This is a genomic window from Acinetobacter tibetensis (assembly GCF_023824315.1).
Lineage (GTDB): Bacteria > Pseudomonadota > Gammaproteobacteria > Pseudomonadales > Moraxellaceae > Acinetobacter > Acinetobacter tibetensis.
Genome location: NZ_CP098732.1, coordinates 1,257,762 through 1,275,472, shown reverse-complemented (window position 1 = coordinate 1,275,472; position 17,711 = coordinate 1,257,762). Strand labels below are relative to the sequence as shown.

At 39.3% G+C, this 17,711-nt stretch carries 14 protein-coding genes; 5 read left to right on the top strand and 9 right to left on the bottom strand.

What is annotated here, in order from left to right:
• Positions 1–134: 134 nt before the first annotated feature.
• A complete protein-coding gene (locus tag M5E07_RS06240) occupies positions 135–488 on the bottom strand; it encodes a hypothetical protein (RefSeq protein ID WP_416224533.1) in 354 nt (117 codons plus the stop codon).
• Positions 489–740: 252 nt separating this feature from the next.
• Between M5E07_RS06240 and rlmKL the strand changes: the two genes are divergently transcribed.
• Positions 741–2,945, top strand: coding sequence for a bifunctional 23S rRNA (guanine(2069)-N(7))-methyltransferase RlmK/23S rRNA (guanine(2445)-N(2))-methyltransferase RlmL (rlmKL, locus tag M5E07_RS06235; protein WP_252223088.1), 2,205 nt, complete (start codon positions 741–743; stop codon positions 2,943–2,945).
• Positions 2,946–3,000: 55 nt separating this feature from the next.
• Here rlmKL and M5E07_RS06230 read toward each other — a convergent pair whose 3' ends face one another.
• Positions 3,001–4,284 carry a dicarboxylate/amino acid:cation symporter gene (locus M5E07_RS06230; protein ID WP_252223085.1) on the bottom strand — a complete coding sequence of 428 codons (1,284 nt, stop codon included), beginning with the start codon at positions 4,282–4,284 and terminating at the stop codon, positions 3,001–3,003.
• A 533-nt stretch (positions 4,285–4,817) separates the two neighbouring features.
• Here M5E07_RS06230 and M5E07_RS06225 point away from each other — a divergent pair.
• Both M5E07_RS06225 and M5E07_RS06220 read left to right on the top strand, forming a co-directional pair.
• Positions 4,818–5,720, top strand: a complete 903-nt coding sequence (locus M5E07_RS06225; RefSeq protein WP_252223082.1) for a TauD/TfdA family dioxygenase — start codon at positions 4,818–4,820, stop codon at positions 5,718–5,720.
• An 11-nt stretch (positions 5,721–5,731) separates the two neighbouring features.
• A complete protein-coding gene (locus tag M5E07_RS06220; RefSeq protein ID WP_252223079.1) occupies positions 5,732–6,637 on the top strand; it encodes an AEC family transporter in 906 nt (301 codons plus the stop codon).
• 113 nt (positions 6,638–6,750) lie between these two features.
• On the opposite strand, the gene M5E07_RS06215 is transcribed toward M5E07_RS06220, so the two are convergent.
• The 3 genes from M5E07_RS06215 to M5E07_RS06205 form a co-directional block, all read right to left on the bottom strand.
• The gene (locus M5E07_RS06215; protein ID WP_252223076.1) at positions 6,751–8,040 is read right to left on the bottom strand and encodes a DUF945 family protein; all 1,290 of its coding nucleotides are present in this window, start codon (positions 8,038–8,040) and stop codon (positions 6,751–6,753) included.
• Positions 8,041–8,250: 210 nt separating this feature from the next.
• Positions 8,251–10,833, bottom strand: coding sequence for an ATP-dependent chaperone ClpB (gene clpB, locus M5E07_RS06210; RefSeq protein WP_116763215.1), 2,583 nt, complete (start codon positions 10,831–10,833; stop codon positions 8,251–8,253).
• Positions 10,834–11,128: 295 nt separating this feature from the next.
• A complete protein-coding gene (locus M5E07_RS06205) occupies positions 11,129–11,551 on the bottom strand; it encodes an OsmC family protein (RefSeq protein WP_116763217.1) in 423 nt (140 codons plus the stop codon).
• 148 nt (positions 11,552–11,699) lie between these two features.
• On the opposite strand from M5E07_RS06205, the gene crp reads away from it, so the two are divergent.
• Both crp and M5E07_RS06195 read left to right on the top strand, forming a co-directional pair.
• Positions 11,700–12,407, top strand: coding sequence for a cAMP-activated global transcriptional regulator CRP (crp, locus tag M5E07_RS06200; RefSeq protein ID WP_116763219.1), 708 nt, complete (start codon positions 11,700–11,702; stop codon positions 12,405–12,407).
• Positions 12,408–12,567: 160 nt separating this feature from the next.
• Positions 12,568–13,617 carry an NADP(H)-dependent aldo-keto reductase gene (locus tag M5E07_RS06195; protein WP_252223072.1) on the top strand — a complete coding sequence of 350 codons (1,050 nt, stop codon included), beginning with the start codon at positions 12,568–12,570 and terminating at the stop codon, positions 13,615–13,617.
• Between the two features lie 104 nt (positions 13,618–13,721).
• On the opposite strand, the gene M5E07_RS06190 is transcribed toward M5E07_RS06195, so the two are convergent.
• The 4 genes from M5E07_RS06190 to M5E07_RS06175 form a co-directional block, all read right to left on the bottom strand.
• Positions 13,722–14,498, bottom strand: coding sequence for a M48 family metallopeptidase (locus tag M5E07_RS06190; RefSeq protein WP_116763223.1), 777 nt, complete (start codon positions 14,496–14,498; stop codon positions 13,722–13,724).
• 112 nt (positions 14,499–14,610) lie between these two features.
• Positions 14,611–14,919, bottom strand: coding sequence for a phosphoethanolamine transferase domain-containing protein (locus M5E07_RS06185; RefSeq protein ID WP_252223070.1), 309 nt, complete (start codon positions 14,917–14,919; stop codon positions 14,611–14,613).
• 165 nt (positions 14,920–15,084) lie between these two features.
• On the bottom strand, positions 15,085–16,404 hold the full coding sequence (locus M5E07_RS06180) for an adenylosuccinate synthase (protein WP_131321730.1): 1,320 nt from the start codon (positions 16,402–16,404) through the stop codon (positions 15,085–15,087).
• 69 nt (positions 16,405–16,473) lie between these two features.
• On the bottom strand, positions 16,474–17,640 hold the full coding sequence (locus tag M5E07_RS06175; protein ID WP_116763227.1) for an ATP phosphoribosyltransferase regulatory subunit: 1,167 nt from the start codon (positions 17,638–17,640) through the stop codon (positions 16,474–16,476).
• Between the last annotated feature and the right edge of the window lie 71 nt (positions 17,641–17,711).

Below are 17,711 nucleotides of genomic sequence, written 5' to 3'. Positions count from 1 at the left end.
TCCTATGCGTTATTTCAATAAGATAATTTAAACAAAATTTAGCACTGTAAATGAGAACACCAATCATCATCAATTTAGCATTGTAAGATGATTGGCTTGAATTACATGATCAGCAAGCTATTTTGCGACATGATTTAACGTAATGCACCAATATAGTGATGATGCACCTGAGCGCGATAAATTTCGTCCTCAGTCACCTCTTCTTCACGATAATGAGTATTTTCAAGTGCTTTTTCAGGGACGACTTCGGGTTCAATTTCAGTATCTAAATCCATAAAACTGCGTAAACGCTCGGCTTGACGCACCAACTCTGCATCGCCCGTAGCGAATGCCAAATCAACCACATGTTTTGCATACGCCTTATTTTCCGCAAGATACATAGCATCAATGACACGCCCAGAAACGCGGCGTAATCGCGTATAAATCAAAGTCGCAGCAGAAAAAGCCTCAGGATGAGCAACGAATCCATGATTAGACATCTCTTTCAATCCCCCAGTTTTATTGAATTTAATACGAATAATGACTTCAAAGCAGATTGCGCAAATAAAGTGAAATTTCAAATGCACATTGCCATTTAATGTACTTAACTTAGCAAAATACATACCAATTTTGAGAACCAAGTCGTTAAAAGTGTATTTTTTTATGATCTGATTATTCAAACAAGCAATTTAAAAAGCTTTCAAAGCCAAAATCAGTTAAACTTTGCAAAGTATTTTTTAAAATCTTGGTCTATCTAATTTATGAATAGCTCTTCACGTTTAAGCAACTATTGGGTCACATGTGCAGATGGGCTTGAAACCTTACTCCAAGAAGAATTACAAGGTCTAGGCATTGCACAAATTGAACGCTTTCCAGGGCGTTTAATTTTTAAAGGTACATTAGAACAAGCCTATCGTATTTGCATGTGGTCACGTTTGGCTTCACGTGTTCTACTCCCTATTCATACCCATGAACTAGAACGCAGTCATGATGCTCGTGATGTCGCTGAAGAACTTTATGAAGGTGCGATTAGCTTTGACTGGTCACTCATTTTTGCACCACAAAGTACTTTCGCCATTCGTTTACACATTGAACGTGACATTATGGTCAACTCACAATTCGCAACTTTACGTGTTAAAGATGGGGTTGTGGATTCATTCATGGAAGCAGTTGGACGTCGACCAAGCATTGATACCAAGCAACCTGAAATTACCCTATATGTCCTTGCAGGTAAAACAGAACATACCTATTGCTTAGACTTATCGGGCGATTCTTTACATAAACGCGGTTATCGTCGTTATATGACGGATGCCCCGATTAAAGAAAACTTGGCTGCTGCAATTTTGCAAAAAGCGAAACTGCAACAACTTAATCCAGACATTATTTTAGACCCAATGTGTGGTTCAGGTACCTTCATTATTGAATCTTTAATGTTGTTAACTGATCGTGCTCCTGGTTTAGTCCGTCGTTTTGGTTTTAATGGCTGGAATGGTCATAACAACGAGTTATGGATGTCGATTAAGGCTGAAGCAGCGGAACGTCATCAGCAGGCAGTGACACAACCCTTACCGAAGTTTTATGCTTTTGATGCAGACTGGGAAGCGGTTAAAGCAACCAAGCAAAATATCATTGCAGCAGGCTTTGAAAATCTGCTCGATCAAATTCAAATCGAAGAGCGCACCCTTTCCGATTGGCCAGATTTTGAGCTCGGCAACAAAACCGCCTTTATTGTGACCAATCCGCCTTATGGTGAACGTTTAGGGGAAAAAGCATCGAATCGTGCTTTATATTTGGGCTTATCTGCATTGCTCCAAAAACACTTCCCAAATCAAACGGCAGCAGTTATTGCAGCAGCAGTAGAACAAGCCGATGTAATGGCGTTTAGTGACCCACAGACTATGCGTTTGATGAATGGTAAATTACCAATCTATATTCGCTTAGGTAAAATTAAACCTGCAACAGTCGTCAAACCATTCTTGGAAACATGGCAACCGCTACAATTCGAACCGATTGAAGGTGCCGAAGATTTTGCCAATCGTTTGCAAAAGAATATGCAAACCTTAAAGAAATGGGCTGTAAAAGATGGCGTATTCTGCTTGCGTTTATATGATGCCGATTTACCTGACTTTAACCTTGCGATCGATTTATATGGTGATCGTTTGCATGTGCAAGAATATGCACCACCGAAAACAATTGATCCTGAAAAAGCTAAAAAACGTTTTAACTTGGGTTTAGCTGCAATTCGTGCAGTCACAGGTTTAGGTCGAGATGCGATTTTTATTAAAACCCGTGCACGTCAAGAAGGTAAAAATCAGTACACCAAACAAAGTACAGCTTCAAAACGCTTTATTGTACAAGAAGGTCAAGCGAAAATTTTAGTCAACATGACGGATTATCTTGATACAGGTCTGTTCCTTGATCACCGTCAAATACGTTTACGTATTGCCAAAGAAGCACGTGGTAAGCATTTCCTTAACTTGTACAGCTATACATCAACTGCCAGCCTACATGCGGCTTTAGGTGGCGCTGCAAGTACCACCAGTGTGGACTTGTCAAACACTTACCTAAACTGGTCAAAAGAAAACTTCGTATTAAACGGTTTAACTGTTGATCATGCCGATGAACAACATCAGTTCTTTGCCAGTGACTGTTTTGAATGGCTTAAAGAAGGTCATGAACAATATGATCTGATCTTCATCGATCCACCAACTTTCTCTAACTCGAAGAAGTTCCACGGTACTTTTGATGTGCAACGTGACCATTTATCACTACTTAAACGTGCGATGAACCGTCTAACCACTGAAGGGACTTTATACTTCTCAAACAACTACCGTGGTTTTGAAATGGATGAAGAAATTTTGGCATTCTTTGATGTCGAAGAAATTACGAGTGAAACCATTGGGCCAGATTTCAAACGTAACCAAAAAATCCACCGTGCGTGGAAAATTAGTCATCCAAAAAATTAATCCCGACATTAAAAAAGACCGCTAAAGCGGTCTTTTTTTTGATGAGAAGTCCATACTAAACTTTTTCATTTTGTGGTACGTCTACAGCAATAAGGCTTGGAGCTTCTTCCTCATCCAACTTCGTTGTCTTAGCAATAACAGCCGTTGCGACACTATTACCAATAATATTGGTTGCTGTACGTCCCATATCAAGGAAGTGATCAACTGCAAGGATAAGCAATAGCCCTGCTTCTGGAAGTTTAAACATTGACAATGTAGCCGCAATAACAACCAGTGAAGCACGAGAAACGCCAGCAATGCCCTTACTGGTGATCATTAGCGTTAAAAGCATTAATAATTGCTGAGAAAGGCTAAGGTCGATGTTATATGCATGTGCAATAAATAAGACTGCAAATGTCATATAAATCATCGAACCATCAAGGTTGAAAGAATAACCCAATGGTAAAACGAAGCTGGTGATTCGCTTCGGAACTCCAAACTTTTCTAAAGATTCCATCAATTTTGGATATGCAGATTCACTACTCGCTGTAGCAAAACCTAAAACAACAGGCTCACGGATTGTTTTTAACAATCTGAACACATCCTTTTTCAAGAAGATAAATCCAGCCGTGATGATAACTGCCCAAAGAATAAATAAGCTGGCATAAAACTCAGCCATGAACGAGCCATAATCAAGAATAATTTTTGGACCTTTTACAGTAATTGCTCCTGCAACAGCAGCAAAAACGGCAATTGGAGCAAACGTCATTACGTAATCCGTGATCTTGAACATCACTAGGCTTAATTCATCAATCATCTTACCGATAATAGAGCCATTTTGTTGAAGATGATTAACGTAAGCTAAAGCCGAACCGAAAAATATAGAGAAGATAAGAATCTGAAGAATCTCATTATTCGCCATCGCTTCAGCAAAGCTTTTTGGGAATATATGAGTAATAAAAGTTTGTAAACTCAGGTTTGTTGCGCTAACCCCTACATCGACTGGAGCAGTCGGAATAGGTAGATTCATTCCAACGCCTGTTTGGAAAAAGTTAGCGAGTCCTAAACCCAATAAAAGAGAGATGAAAGATGCACCAATAAACCAACTCATTGCCTTTAAGGTGATTTTACCTAAAGCTGAGGATTTACCCATTGAGATAATGCCTGAAACGATTGTTGCAAACACCAATGGGGCGATAATCATTTTAATTAATCTTAAAAATATATCGGTTAAAATTTTAAAATATGACGCAATATTTTCTGCTTGAACAGGCGTTAAATAATAGTGGAAGATGCAACCAATAACGATGCCTAAAACCATGGCAATAAGAATAAACTTCAGCAGTTTTTTCTGATTCATATCAAATGTCCTTTTACAACCCTAAAAACGACAAAGCAAGATATTGAAAAATATAGCTTTAATCAAATTTCATCAAAATCAAATCCTATTTGATTCAGAAACAATGTGGATGGAATTTAAACAAATTGAAAGAAAATTAATAATGAAAAAAAGTATAAAACTATGCAAATAATGCATAGCTAATTACAGTATTTTAAATAATTCGCCAATGACTTAATTGATTAATAAATCTTAAATATACATCTTGAATTGTATTTACCATTTCAGTTACAAACTATATTTTTACTGATTGGTAAAATGATTGAATTTTTTACATATGATTTAGGCACTGGTATTTACAACTCTATGTAACTGAAAATTCTGATGAATACATTAATTAATTTACAAGGAAGAAGATGGTTAAAATAGCATTGTAATTATATTTTTAATCTTCAAGGTAGAATCAAAATAATAGATATTAAGATTCTGCTCAATTATTTAAATGGTAAATCTCTAAAAGCTTTATAAGAATTAAATTCCGAAATAGGTAAAACATGCAAATTAAGCTTGATAAGCATTGCGCTAATGCTTGGAAAAATGAATTGAAATTATTGCCAAAAACTAATAAATGTCTTTCGACAGAGCTTATTGAGCATAGTGCAAAATTGGCACAAAAATATCTAAATTTGAGAAATGTTCATCTTAATGAATTAAAAATAGGTGGAGGATTACTTGAATTCTCTAACCTACCAATTGACGATCAGCTCTGCCACCCCCTATCTAGCACTTCAAGCCCCCACCCTAAAGGATATGTATCAGAATTAGTGCTGCTCGGAGTTACAAAAGCCTGTGGTTTAAACCCTTTTGCTTATAAAGAAGAAAAAAATGGAGCATTAGTACATCAGATCACGCCTAAAGACTTAAAAGATAATACTCGCGCTTCTAGTCAAGGTATGGCTAAGTTTGACTTTCATACCGATGGAGCCTATTTGTCGAGAAATATTAGACCGCATACTTTGTCGTTAATGTGCCTAGTAGATGAGAAACAGACTGCTACTAATTTAGTGAAGATTTCTGATGTAATTAATAAATTAAGCCATAAATCAAAAAATGTGTTGGCTGAGTCAAGGTTTGTTCATACAGCCCCCGAAACCTTTAAAGTGCAAAATAAGCGAATAAAGAGTTCCATTTTTGACTTGGTCGATGGGAATTATGAAATTAAAGCGGCATTACACAACATTAATGCTACAGATGAAGACAGTGAATCTGCATTGCATGAACTGAAATCAATTGTTTCAGAGAATCAAATTCAGAAATCTTGGAATGTTGGAGATCTCATTATTTTTAACAATCTGCGTTGTTTGCACGGACATGGTGAAATAAAAGGTAACCGATGGTTACAGCGGTGTTATGGCACATATACATTCTCATCAACCACAGTTTTAGACATTGAATAGTTGCTTATCAGATGATTTTTGAAGTTGTACTAAGGGTTTTTTTGTTAATCGCAATCTCTATTATTGGGTGGGGTGTTGGTAAGAAATTTAAACTAGATTCCAAAGATATTTCAACTTTGCTTGTCTATATTATTTCCCCATTTGTGATTTTTTATTCAATTGTCGAATCACCAGCAAATTGGACTTATCTTAAGTTTTCGTTGGGCGCATTCTTATTGGCGTCCTTCATGGCTGTAATAGGGTTATGCTTTGCAAGGTGCTTTTGGAAAGACAGTCGAGTAAATCTATTTGGCTTTGCAGCGGGTACGGGTAACACTGGATATTTTGCATTACCACTGGTACTTGCAATCTTCGATAAGACGCAAATAGCCATCGCTATTTTTATTATTATAGGTATTAACCTATACGAATTTACAGTGGGTTATTTCATTACAGCTAAAGGCTCATTGAATATTAAGGAAAGTATTTTAAAAGTCATAAAAATGCCTATTCTTTATGCTGCATTTTTAGGGATGATTTTTAAATATCTCGATATTCAATTCGATGAAGTATTCCTTTCATTCTTGGCGAATTTTAAAGGTGCATATAGTATTTTAGGAATGATGACCATCGGGATTACAATTGCAAAATTTTCAAAAATCGAGATCGATTGGCTTTTCTCAGCATTGGCTTTGACATGGAAACATTTGATTTATCCTATCGTTGGTATTTTGATGTTTATGGTTATTATTCCTGTAGATAAACAAATACTTCAAATTGTGGCGCTAATGGTTGCGACACCTATGGCTGGTAATGTCGTTGTTATCTCTAATACATTAGGACTTCATCCTGAAAAAGCAGCGACATCCGTGATGTTGAGTACCATGTCGGCTTTGATAACAGTACCAATCGCATTATATTTTGTAATGAATTTCTAAACCAATTCAACTTCCTCATCCAACCGCTGAGCATGAGGAAGCTTATTAAACTCTATCTCGCTTAATAAACACCAAAGTTAGATAGAGCTTTAGTTTTAAAATATTTTATAAAATCATTCCGTTAAAAATTTCTTCTCACCATATTTATATTCCATCGACATTTTCAGCACATCACCATCACGTTTCAATTGCCCCGATTGCTGCATACTGCTGAGCATCGTTTCAATATCCTGATCCGACATAGCCTGTGACCCCTTACCAGGAAGACTATTCATGATGGAAGCAACCATGTTCTTATCAAATTGCACATCAGCTTTATATTCAACTAGACTTGGTACCATGGCCACCATACCTTTTAAGGTCTTTTGATGGCTTGGCATAAAACGACCCGCTAGACTAGCTTTGGCTTCACCAGTTCCAATCTTGATTTGATTATCGCTAGAATCAAACTTAAAGCCTTCGTTGATAACCGCAAGTAAAGCTGGTTCTAAATCTTGTAATAATTTCTCTTTTGCTAAACAGCTATTTTCGCTCTTTTCGATAATATCGAACAACGCTTGAAGTTTGGCACGGTTCACATCCAATACGTTAAAATTAAACTTCACATTTTGCATGACAGGTGAAAATGTCATTTTCATTTCTTCAACTTGAACTGCCATTTTTGTATTTAAAACGCGATCCGTCAAATCACTTTCTGCTTCAATCCGATAGTTTTTTAATTCAGCACTCATTGGATTATTCAAACCACGATCTGCCATTTTTAGCAAATCCATTTGAACCGTGGTTTTCCCTGCTTCCAGATAATTACCATTCAAACCCTGATTTGTTTCAATTTTCAAACCGGTCATTTGAAAATGAGTTTCTGCATCCATCACTGTTAAATTTGGAATTTTTAAAGTTAAATCCTGCACCTGAAGCTGATCATCAACCGATTTGGTTCGATATTCCAAAGTAACTGGATCTAAACGCGTTTGTATTTTAGCTTCGTTTCGCACAATCACAGGTGTGGTCAACGTTGAGTTCATTCCCCCTAACCAATTCACATGAGTTTTAAGCTTTAAAGGTTGATCCAATAAAGGCTTGAATGCGCTATCAGCTTGTACAACTTTAATATCTGACTGAATTTGGTAACCATTCCAACTGCGTTGAATATGATCACGCCCAGATATTTTAATCACATCTTTCGGCTTACATGGATCAAGAATCAACTCGGCTGTCCAGTCGGCACTGCCTTGCAAAGCCCCCATCTGGAAGTTTTTATAGTTCAAGTTTAGATTTTTACTTGGTTGTTTCGCTTCTTGCTGATAATAAGTTTGCAAACTTTTATCTGCATATAAATTCCCGCCAACAGCCAATGTTGCAACCGCGATGACGCCACCAACACCCCACTTTATTTTCGACATGAATATATCTCATATTATGTGTTTTTTATGTTTCCGCAGTATAATTAAAAATAACATATAAAGATAATTGTTTTACATATAAGTGGCTTACAGGTGACCACCATCACACTATTATGCATTTAATTGTCAGTTTATGACCCAAAATATCAAATTAAAACAGACCTTGTGACATAAAAAAACCAGCCGAAGCTGGTTTTTTTATACTTAAAATTAACTTAGTTTCAATTTATCAAACAGCAAATGCCCATGATCCGATTTAACTAAAATCGTATCTCCGGCTTGAAACTCTCCAGCCAGAATTTTCTGAGCCAATGGATTTTCAATCTGTTGCTGAATGGCACGTTTCAATGGGCGTGCACCATAGATTGGATCAAAACCAGCATCGATCAATAGGTCGAATGCTGTGTCTTCCACAGTTAAACTCAGGTCACGTTCAGCTAAACGACTACGCAAACGATCTAATTGAATATCCGCAATACCGCGAATCTGTGTTTTCTTCAATGAATGGAAAATTACGACTTCATCAATACGGTTAATGAACTCTGGACGGAAGTGTTGAGATACCGCACTCATCACCACTGCACGTACCTCATCATCCGCAGCGCCCTCACCCAATTCACGTACATCTTGTGAACCAAGGTTAGAGGTCATCACAATCACCGTATTCTTAAAGTCGACCACGCGACCTTGTGAATCCGTAAGGCGACCATCATCCAATACCTGTAGCAATATATTAAAGACATCTGGATGTGCTTTCTCAACTTCATCGAACAGCACCACGCTATACGGTTTACGACGTACAGCTTCAGTCAATACACCACCTTCTTCGTAACCAACATAACCCGGAGGAGCACCAACTAAACGACTGACCGAGTGTTTCTCCATGAACTCACTCATATCAATACGAATCATGGCATCATCATCATCAAATAAGAAGTTTGCCAATGCTTTGGTAAGTTCGGTTTTACCGACACCTGTTGGTCCAAGGAACAAGAACGAACCACTTGGGCGATTTGGATCAGACAAACCAGCTCGTGAACGACGGACGGCATTCGATACAGCAACCACCGCTTCATCTTGTCCCACCACACGGTTATGTAAAAAATCTTCCATTTGCAGAAGTTTTTCACGTTCACCTTGCAACATTTTTGCGACTGGAATACCTGTTGCTGCACTCACTACTTCTGCAATTTCATTCTCAGTCACTTTGGTACGAATCAATTTTGGCTCTTCATTCGTTTCTTCCGCCACTTCTTCCGCCGCAAGACGTTTTTGCAATTCAGGAATCACTCCGTATTGCAAACGGCTTGCTTCAGCCAAATCACCTTCACGTTGTGCTTTTTCAAACGCAGTGCGGGCTTTATCTAACTCAACCTGAGCTTGACTCGTCCCTTCAACCAAGGTTTTTTCAGCACGCCACACTTCTTCTAAATTGTTATATTCTCGTTGAACTTCTTCAATTTGCTTTTCCAAATATTCAACTTCAGCCTTACTGACTGAATCTGCATCTTGTTTCACCGCTTCCAATTGCATTTTCAACTGGATCAAACGGCGGTCTAAACGGTCCAGTGGCTCAGGTTTCGAGTCAATTTCCATTTTAATGCGAGATGCAGCCTCATCAATCAGGTCAATCGCTTTATCTGGCAATTGACGGTCTGTGATATAACGATGCGACATTTTGGCAGCAGCAATAATGGCAGAGTCCAAAATCTGCACACCGTGATGCGTTGCATATTTCTCTTTTAAACCACGTAAAATTGCAATGGTGTCTTCCACGCTAGGTTCATCCACCAAAACTTTTTGGAAACGACGTTCTAGCGCAGCATCTTTTTCAATATACTGGCGATATTCATCTAGTGTAGTCGCACCAACACAGCGTAATTCACCACGTGCCAAAGCAGGTTTCAACATATTCCCTGCATCCATTGCCCCATCACCTTTCCCTGCCCCTACAAGGGTGTGCAGCTCATCAATAAATAGGATAATGTCACCTTCGTGTTTGGCTAAATCTTTAAGAACGGCTTTTAAACGCTCCTCAAATTCACCACGATATTTTGCACCTGCAAGTAATGAACCTAAATCTAAAGACAAGACACGCTTACCTTTTAAGCTTTCAGGCACCTCACCATTGACTATACGCTGTGCCAAACCTTCAACAATTGCTGTTTTACCTACCCCCGGCTCACCAATCAGTACAGGGTTGTTTTTAGTACGACGAGATAACACCTGAATCGTGCGTCGAATTTCATCATCACGCCCAATAACAGGGTCTAGTTTGCCTGCTAAGGCACGCTCAGTCAGGTCTATGGTATATTTATTCAGTGAGTCACGTTGATCTTCATGATTATTACTCATGACCTTTTCATCCCCTCGAATTTTATTAACCACTTTACGCAAGCTATCATTGGTTACGCCTGCACTATTTAATAAAGACTTGGTTGCACCTACTTCAGCAAGACTGAGCAATACCCAATCCGTAGAAAGAAACTCATCTCCTGCTTTTTGAGCATAACTATCTGCCAAATTCAGTGCTTTGACTGCTTCTGGGCTAAGGTTGATCTCACCTGTCGGGTTTGCTAGCGTAGGTGCATCTTTCAGCGCTTGCTGCAATTTGCTTTGCAATTCACGTAAATTTGCACCTGCCTGTTGCAAAAGACTGGCATTCGAAGCTTCTTCCAATAAAGTCGACAGCACATGAATCCCGTCAATGGAGGCATGATCTTTCCCCATTGCCAAAGATTGAGCATCAGAAAGGGTTTGCTGTAGACGGTTTGTAAATTTTTCAAAACGCATTCTTGTTATTCCTCACAACAAATTTTTAACTTGTAAGATATATGGGAACTTATTTTTAGATTTCAAACTAATTTTCACATATTTTTCAATATCTTAAATTAAAAAATATAATAGAATTTAGTTATAATATTGGTCTTACTATTTTTATTTTCAAGAGTATTGATGTAATTTTTCTCTACCCAAGAGATTCGCTCGCTAAAAACTAAATTCTAAGATTGTTTTATTGCCATCCTCAGATATGAACTAGCATATTTTAAACCAAAAAAAAGCTGATGAATCACCAGCTTTTCCACGCTTATACCGCTTCTATAATTTCAAAATCGTGGGTAATTTCAACACCACCATCCGACAGCATTTTACTCGCTGAACAGTACTTTTCTGCAGAGAGTTCAACTGCTTTTGCAACCTGTTTTTCCTTCACTGCTTTACCTGTTACAACGAAATGAAGGTGGATTTTGGTAAACACTGCTGGAATGCTATCGGCACGTTCTGCCTTAAGCTGACATACAACATTTGTCACATCTTGACGAGATTTTTTCAATATTGTCACAATATCGAAGGAAGCACACCCACCAAGTCCCATTAATATAAGCTCCATGGGACGTGGTCCACGGTTTTCACCACCATACTCTGGGGATCCATCCATCACCACACTATGGCCACTTTCTGATTTCGCTTCAAAAGCAACATTCTCTAGCCAATGTACACTTGTTTGCATTGCAACTACCTAAAAAAAGCTATAAATTTACCGTGTACCTGTACACTAACATAATTTGAGTTGATAAGGAATTTCACCTCTTCAGTGTGACAAGTTCATTTTAGGTCTTGTGCGATCTATTATTTATCCATTTTCGGAAACCAAAAGCATGACTTCAAATTTTTCACAGCTAAGCACTGATGCGCTATCGCCAGGTCAATTACCTGAATCAGTCAAAGCATTATTAAAACGAGCATATATAAACCGTTATCCTAAACGTACAACTATTGTTGATGCAGGGATGGAATCAAAATCACTTTATTTGATTTTAAAAGGGTCAGTATCTATTATTTTACGTGAAGATGATGAGCGTGAAATTGTAGTCGCATATTTGAATCCAGGAGACTTCTTTGGGGAAATGGGGCTCTTCGAATCAAATCCACAGCGTACTGCTGAAGTGCGTACACGTGATGTTTGTGAAATTGCTGAAATTACCTATGAAAACTTCCACGAGTTAAGTAAGCAATACCCAGACTTGAGCTATGCGGTATTTGCTCAATTGGTTCGTCGTTTAAAAAACACCACACGTAAAGTAACCGACCTTGCCTTCATTGATGTTTCTGGTCGTATTGCACGCTGCCTGATTGACCTGTCAGGACAACCAGAAGCCATGATTTTACCAAATGGCCGCCAAATTCGTATTACACGTCAAGAAATTGGTCGTATTGTCGGTTGCTCACGCGAAATGGTTGGTCGTGTACTCAAAACCCTCGAAGATCAGGGCATGATTCAAACTGACGGTAAAGCCATTCTTATTTTTGATGTATCTTTAGAACAGTCAAATACTGATGATGACTACGAAGATGATGAAGAGTAAATCTTCCGATTATCTAAAAAAAAAGCAAATCGAATGATTTGCTTTTTTTATGCTAACTAATTCAATTTTTTCACAAAAGAATATACAAGTACTCATTAACAAACTCGTATGTTTACGATAGCCTGAAGAAATTGCTCAGCTCTTATTCAGGATAGTCTTTATGCAATTCAAACCTTTAGGCGATAGCGGTATTCTTGTTCCAGAAATTTGCTTGGGCACCATGACTTTTGGTGAACAAAACACACAGCAAGAAGCCTTTCTACAACTGAATTATGCTTTAGAGCATGGACTCAACTTCTGGGATACAGCAGAAATGTATCCAGTCCCACCAAAACCTGAAACACAAGGTCGCACGGAAACCATTATTGGGAATTGGATTGCACAACATGGTGCTCGTGACCAATTATTGATTGCCTCTAAAATTGCAGGCCCCTCACAAGGAGGAGGTCATATTCGTGATGGACAGACCCGTTTTACCGCAAGTGAAATTAGCTCTGCTTTAGATAATTCTCTCAAACGTCTACAAACAGACTATATTGATCTTTATCAACTCCACTGGCCACAGCGCAATACCAATTTCTTTGGAAAATTAGGTTATGGCAATGCAGAAGCCTTAGATGAAAAGCCTATCACTGCACTTGCCGATACATTACTCGCATTAGCTGATGAAGTTAAAAAAGGACGTATTCGCCACATTGGACTCTCTAATGAAACTCCATGGGGAACCATGACGTTTATCCATTTGGCAGAGCAACTAGGGCTCGAAAAAATCGTCAGTGTGCAAAATCCATATAATTTACTGAATCGTAGTTATGAAATTGGGATGGCTGAAATTGCAAAATATGAAGGCGTCGGATTACTCGCTTATTCCCCACTCGCTTTTGGTTATCTGACTGGAAAATTCCGTCACGGTGCCCGCCCTGCCAATGCTCGTATTACCTTATTTTCACGCTTTAGTCGTTATAGCAATCCTGAAAGTGAATGGGCAACAGAACAATATGTACTTCTTGCAGAACAACACGGCTTAAGCCTAACACAAATGGCACTCGCTTATATTAAGCAACAGTTTTTCGTGACCAGTACAATTATTGGAGCAACCAATCTAGATCAACTCAAAGAAAATATCGCTGCCTTTGAACTCGATCTATCTCCTGAAGTGATTCAAGGTATCGAAGCCATTCATCGCCAACAACCCAATCCAGCACCCTAATAATTCTGACCGATCTACTACAAATGATTATCGCATTTTAAAGCAGTGCCACCAAAATCAAAAAAAGGATGCCGAAGCATCCTTTTTTCATATAAATTAAACAATTAACGCTTGTTATATACTGCTTGTGCTACAGGTAGGTTTTTACGCATTGCTTCAATACGCTGACTGTTTGAAGGGTGAGTCGATAAGAAAGCCGAACCGCCCGCACCATCAAGCTTATTCATTTTTTCCCAAAGCGTAATTGCTGCTTGTGGGTTATAGCCTGCTTTCGCCATGAGCATCAGTCCACCCTGGTCAGCACGACTTTCTAGGCTACGTGAGTAAGGTAAACCTACTCCAACCTGTGTCCCTAATTGTGCTGCCGCAGCACCCAATTGACCTACACTGTCACCCGCATAACTTAAACCAATACCCAGTGCTAGATCCGTTAATGCTTGAGCACCAATTTTGTTTTTTGCATGTTCTTCCAAGGCATGAACCATCTCGTGACCCATCACTGCGGCAATTTCAGCATCAGTCAGGTTGAGTTTATTCACAATACCTGTGTAGAACACCACCTTTCCACCAGGGGCAACATAGGCATTAACTTGGTCAGATTTTAATACTGCCAATTGCCAATCAAATTTAGTCCCTGTTTGGTTCATTTGATCAGCATAAGGTTTCAAGCGCGTGAATACGGCATAAACTCGTTTATACGTCGAAGAAGAGGTATCTAGCGTATTGTTACCACGAGCTTCCTGAACAGTTTTGTTAAAACCTTGGGTTGCGGCAACATTTAAAGATGCTGTATCTGCACCCGCCATATCAGCAACTGTTGTACAACCAGAAAGTGTGACAGCTCCTGCCACACACAAACTCAACATCAGTTTGTTCTTCATTCTTTTAATCTCCACCATTCTTGGATCACGTCAATATATGCGCATTATAAGCAATCAGTGTGGAGCTTTGAATGAATAACAACTTCATAAACATAGTATTTATGTAATTGACTTAATGCATAAACTGGTAACTTAACCAATAAATTAAACACACCACATTCAATACCAGATAAATCTGCCCTACAGGTTTGATTTTTTCTGCTAATTTCTCATCATTACGCTTAAACCATAAATAGGCATTTTGAATCAGTACAATAGGCACCAAAACACAAGCAATAATCACAGACAATCCAATTAAAGCATTATAAATTACATTTGGATCAGTGGTTTGCCCTTCAATAATCATCATGGCAATGGTGGGCGCACCGCCCATAGCAAAAATTAAAGAATATAAAATAGTATTTGAAATATTTTTGTGCATCCTGCCTAAATCCAGATTTACTGTTAAGTTATTGTATCAAGGCTATTTTGAAAAAGCCTGCAAGCAAATGCAACTTTAGTCTGGATTTTAAAAGCCCTACAATTTTGCAATGCATGCACAATAAAAAGCCCCGCATCTGCGAGGCTTTTTAACATGAACTATCGATTAAGCATCAAACGGATGACGCAATACAATGGTTTCTGCACGATCTGGGCCAGTTGAAATAATATCAATTGGACACTCAATTAACTGCTCAATACGCTTGATGTAGTTAATTGCATTTTGTGGAAGCTGCTCTACAGTGGTCGCACCAACTGTAGACTCAGTCCAACCCGGCATAGTTTCATAGATTGGTTTGAGGTTTTCGTATGCAAGCGCATCTGAAGAACCTACACAACCTGAATCTGTGTTTTCATAACCCACACAGATTTTTACTTCTTCTAAACCGTCTAATACGTCAAGTTTAGTTAAGCAAATACCTGAAAGTGAGTTTACGTCTACAGAACGGCGAAGAATTTCTGCATCGAACCAACCACAACGGCGTTGACGACCTGTAGAAGCACCAAACTCATGACCTACAGTACCTAAGTGACGACCAATTGCATCACCTGTATCTGTCGCAGCATCGTAATGCAATTCAGTTGGGAATGGACCAGCGCCTACACGCGTTGTATACGCTTTAGTGATACCCAATACATAGTCTAAATGCAATGGACCCAAACCTGAACCAGAGCTTACGCCACCAGCAGTCGTGTTTGAAGAAGTCACAAATGGATATGTACCATGATCAACGTCAAGTAATGAACCTTGAGCGCCTTCAAACATAATGTTGTCACCGTTTTTACGGTAGTTGTGTAATTCTGTAGTTACATCAACCACTAACGGAGCAACAACTTCACGCCATTGATCGCAAAGTGCAATTACATCTTCCAACTTAACTGCTTCAACACCGTAGTATTGAGTTAATTGGAAGTTATGGTAATCCAATACTTCAGCCAATTGTGCTTTTAATGCTTCACCGCCACGTACCAAGTCCGCGACACGTACTGCACGACGCGCAACTTTGTCTTCATACGCTGGACCAATACCACGACCCGTTGTACCAATTTTTGCATTGCCACGCTTTTTCTCACGTGCTTGGTCAAGTGCAATATGGTTCGGAAGAATTAATGGACAGTTTGGAGAAATACGCAAACGCTCTTTAACAGGTACGCCTTGCTCTTCAAGAATGGTCATCTCTTTGATTAAAGCTTCTGGTGAAAGCACAACACCGTTACCAATTAAGCACAATACGTTTTCACGTAAAATACCTGATGGAATGAGGTGTAATACAGTTTTCTTACCACCAACCACGAGAGTATGACCTGCGTTATGTCCGCCTTGATAACGAACTACCGCAGCCGCTTGATCTGTGAGCAGGTCGACGATTTTACCTTTACCTTCGTCGCCCCATTGGGTACCAAGTACCACAACATTTTTGCCCATAATAGCCTCATTACATCATGCTGTTAAAATTAAAACTCCAAGTAGTGACATGAACACTACTCGCAGTGGTTAAATTGGTTTAACTTGCCACTCACCAGCAACATCAACCAGTTGATGTGTTGCATTTGGAATAGAGTTTAAATCATCATTACCCAATAACTGAATTACACTTAAGCCTTGTGCTCTCACAGACGCAATCGCTTGTTGTAAATCAGCGTTCGTGCCTTTCGGTGCGACAACTACAGAGATTGCATTAAACTGCCCTGCACTGAGTGCATATAAGTCACAACTAAAACCTGTTGCAGGACGTGCACGGCCAAAATGTTCACCAATGCCGTCATAACGACCACCTTGTGCCAAAGAAGCAGCTCGGTTTGGTGCATACACGGCATACATTAAACCTGTGTGGTAGTGGTATGAGCGCAACTCTACAACATCAACGCCAATCAGTAGATTTGGCCAACGTGCCTGAATTGCCGACTGCGTGGTTTTTAACTCATCCAAAGCATGTTTGAATGCCGCATCTGCTAAAATTTCTGCACTAAGATGAAGTTGTAAGGCATCAAGATCACTTGCATAGCGACCTAATGCATAAAAGTCTGCACCGAAGTTTAAATCTTGGGTAAATTCCGCCAACTCAGGCAGCGCTTTACGTTGATAAAGGTCAGACAGTTCATGCTCCGTGTTTTTGTTTAAACCCGCACGCTTAACTAAGCTACGGAATAAACCCACATGCCCTAAATCCAGATGGATGCCATCTACCAAGCCTGCTTTTTTAATCAGACCAAGCATTACATCGACCATTTCAACATCAGCATCAATGCTGTCTGAACCAAACAACTCTGCACCTAATTGCAACGGTGCACGTGTGGTATTAAAGCCTTGCGGCTTGGTATGCAGAACAGTGCCTGCATAGCAATAGCGAGCCACACCTTCTACGGGATGAACGTGTGCATCTATACGCGCCACCTGTGGCGTCATATCCGCACGCACCCCAAGTAAACGCCCAGATAATTGGTCGATTACTTTAAACGTTGCAAGGTCTAAATCGTGATTTGATTCGGATAAAGAAGAAAGGGATTCTATGTATTCAATAAACGGCGTGTACACCAACTGATAACCTCGAGAAGCAAGGAAATCCAAGGCGTCACGGCGCAAGTTTTCAATTACTTGCGCTTGCTCTGGTAATACATCAGCTACACCATCAGGTAATAACCATGTCTCTGAAATGGGCATGTTGTAAACCTAAATTCTTGTCAGCGCGGAAGTAATCCGCATAAAAAAATCGGGAGCACACCCGATTTCTC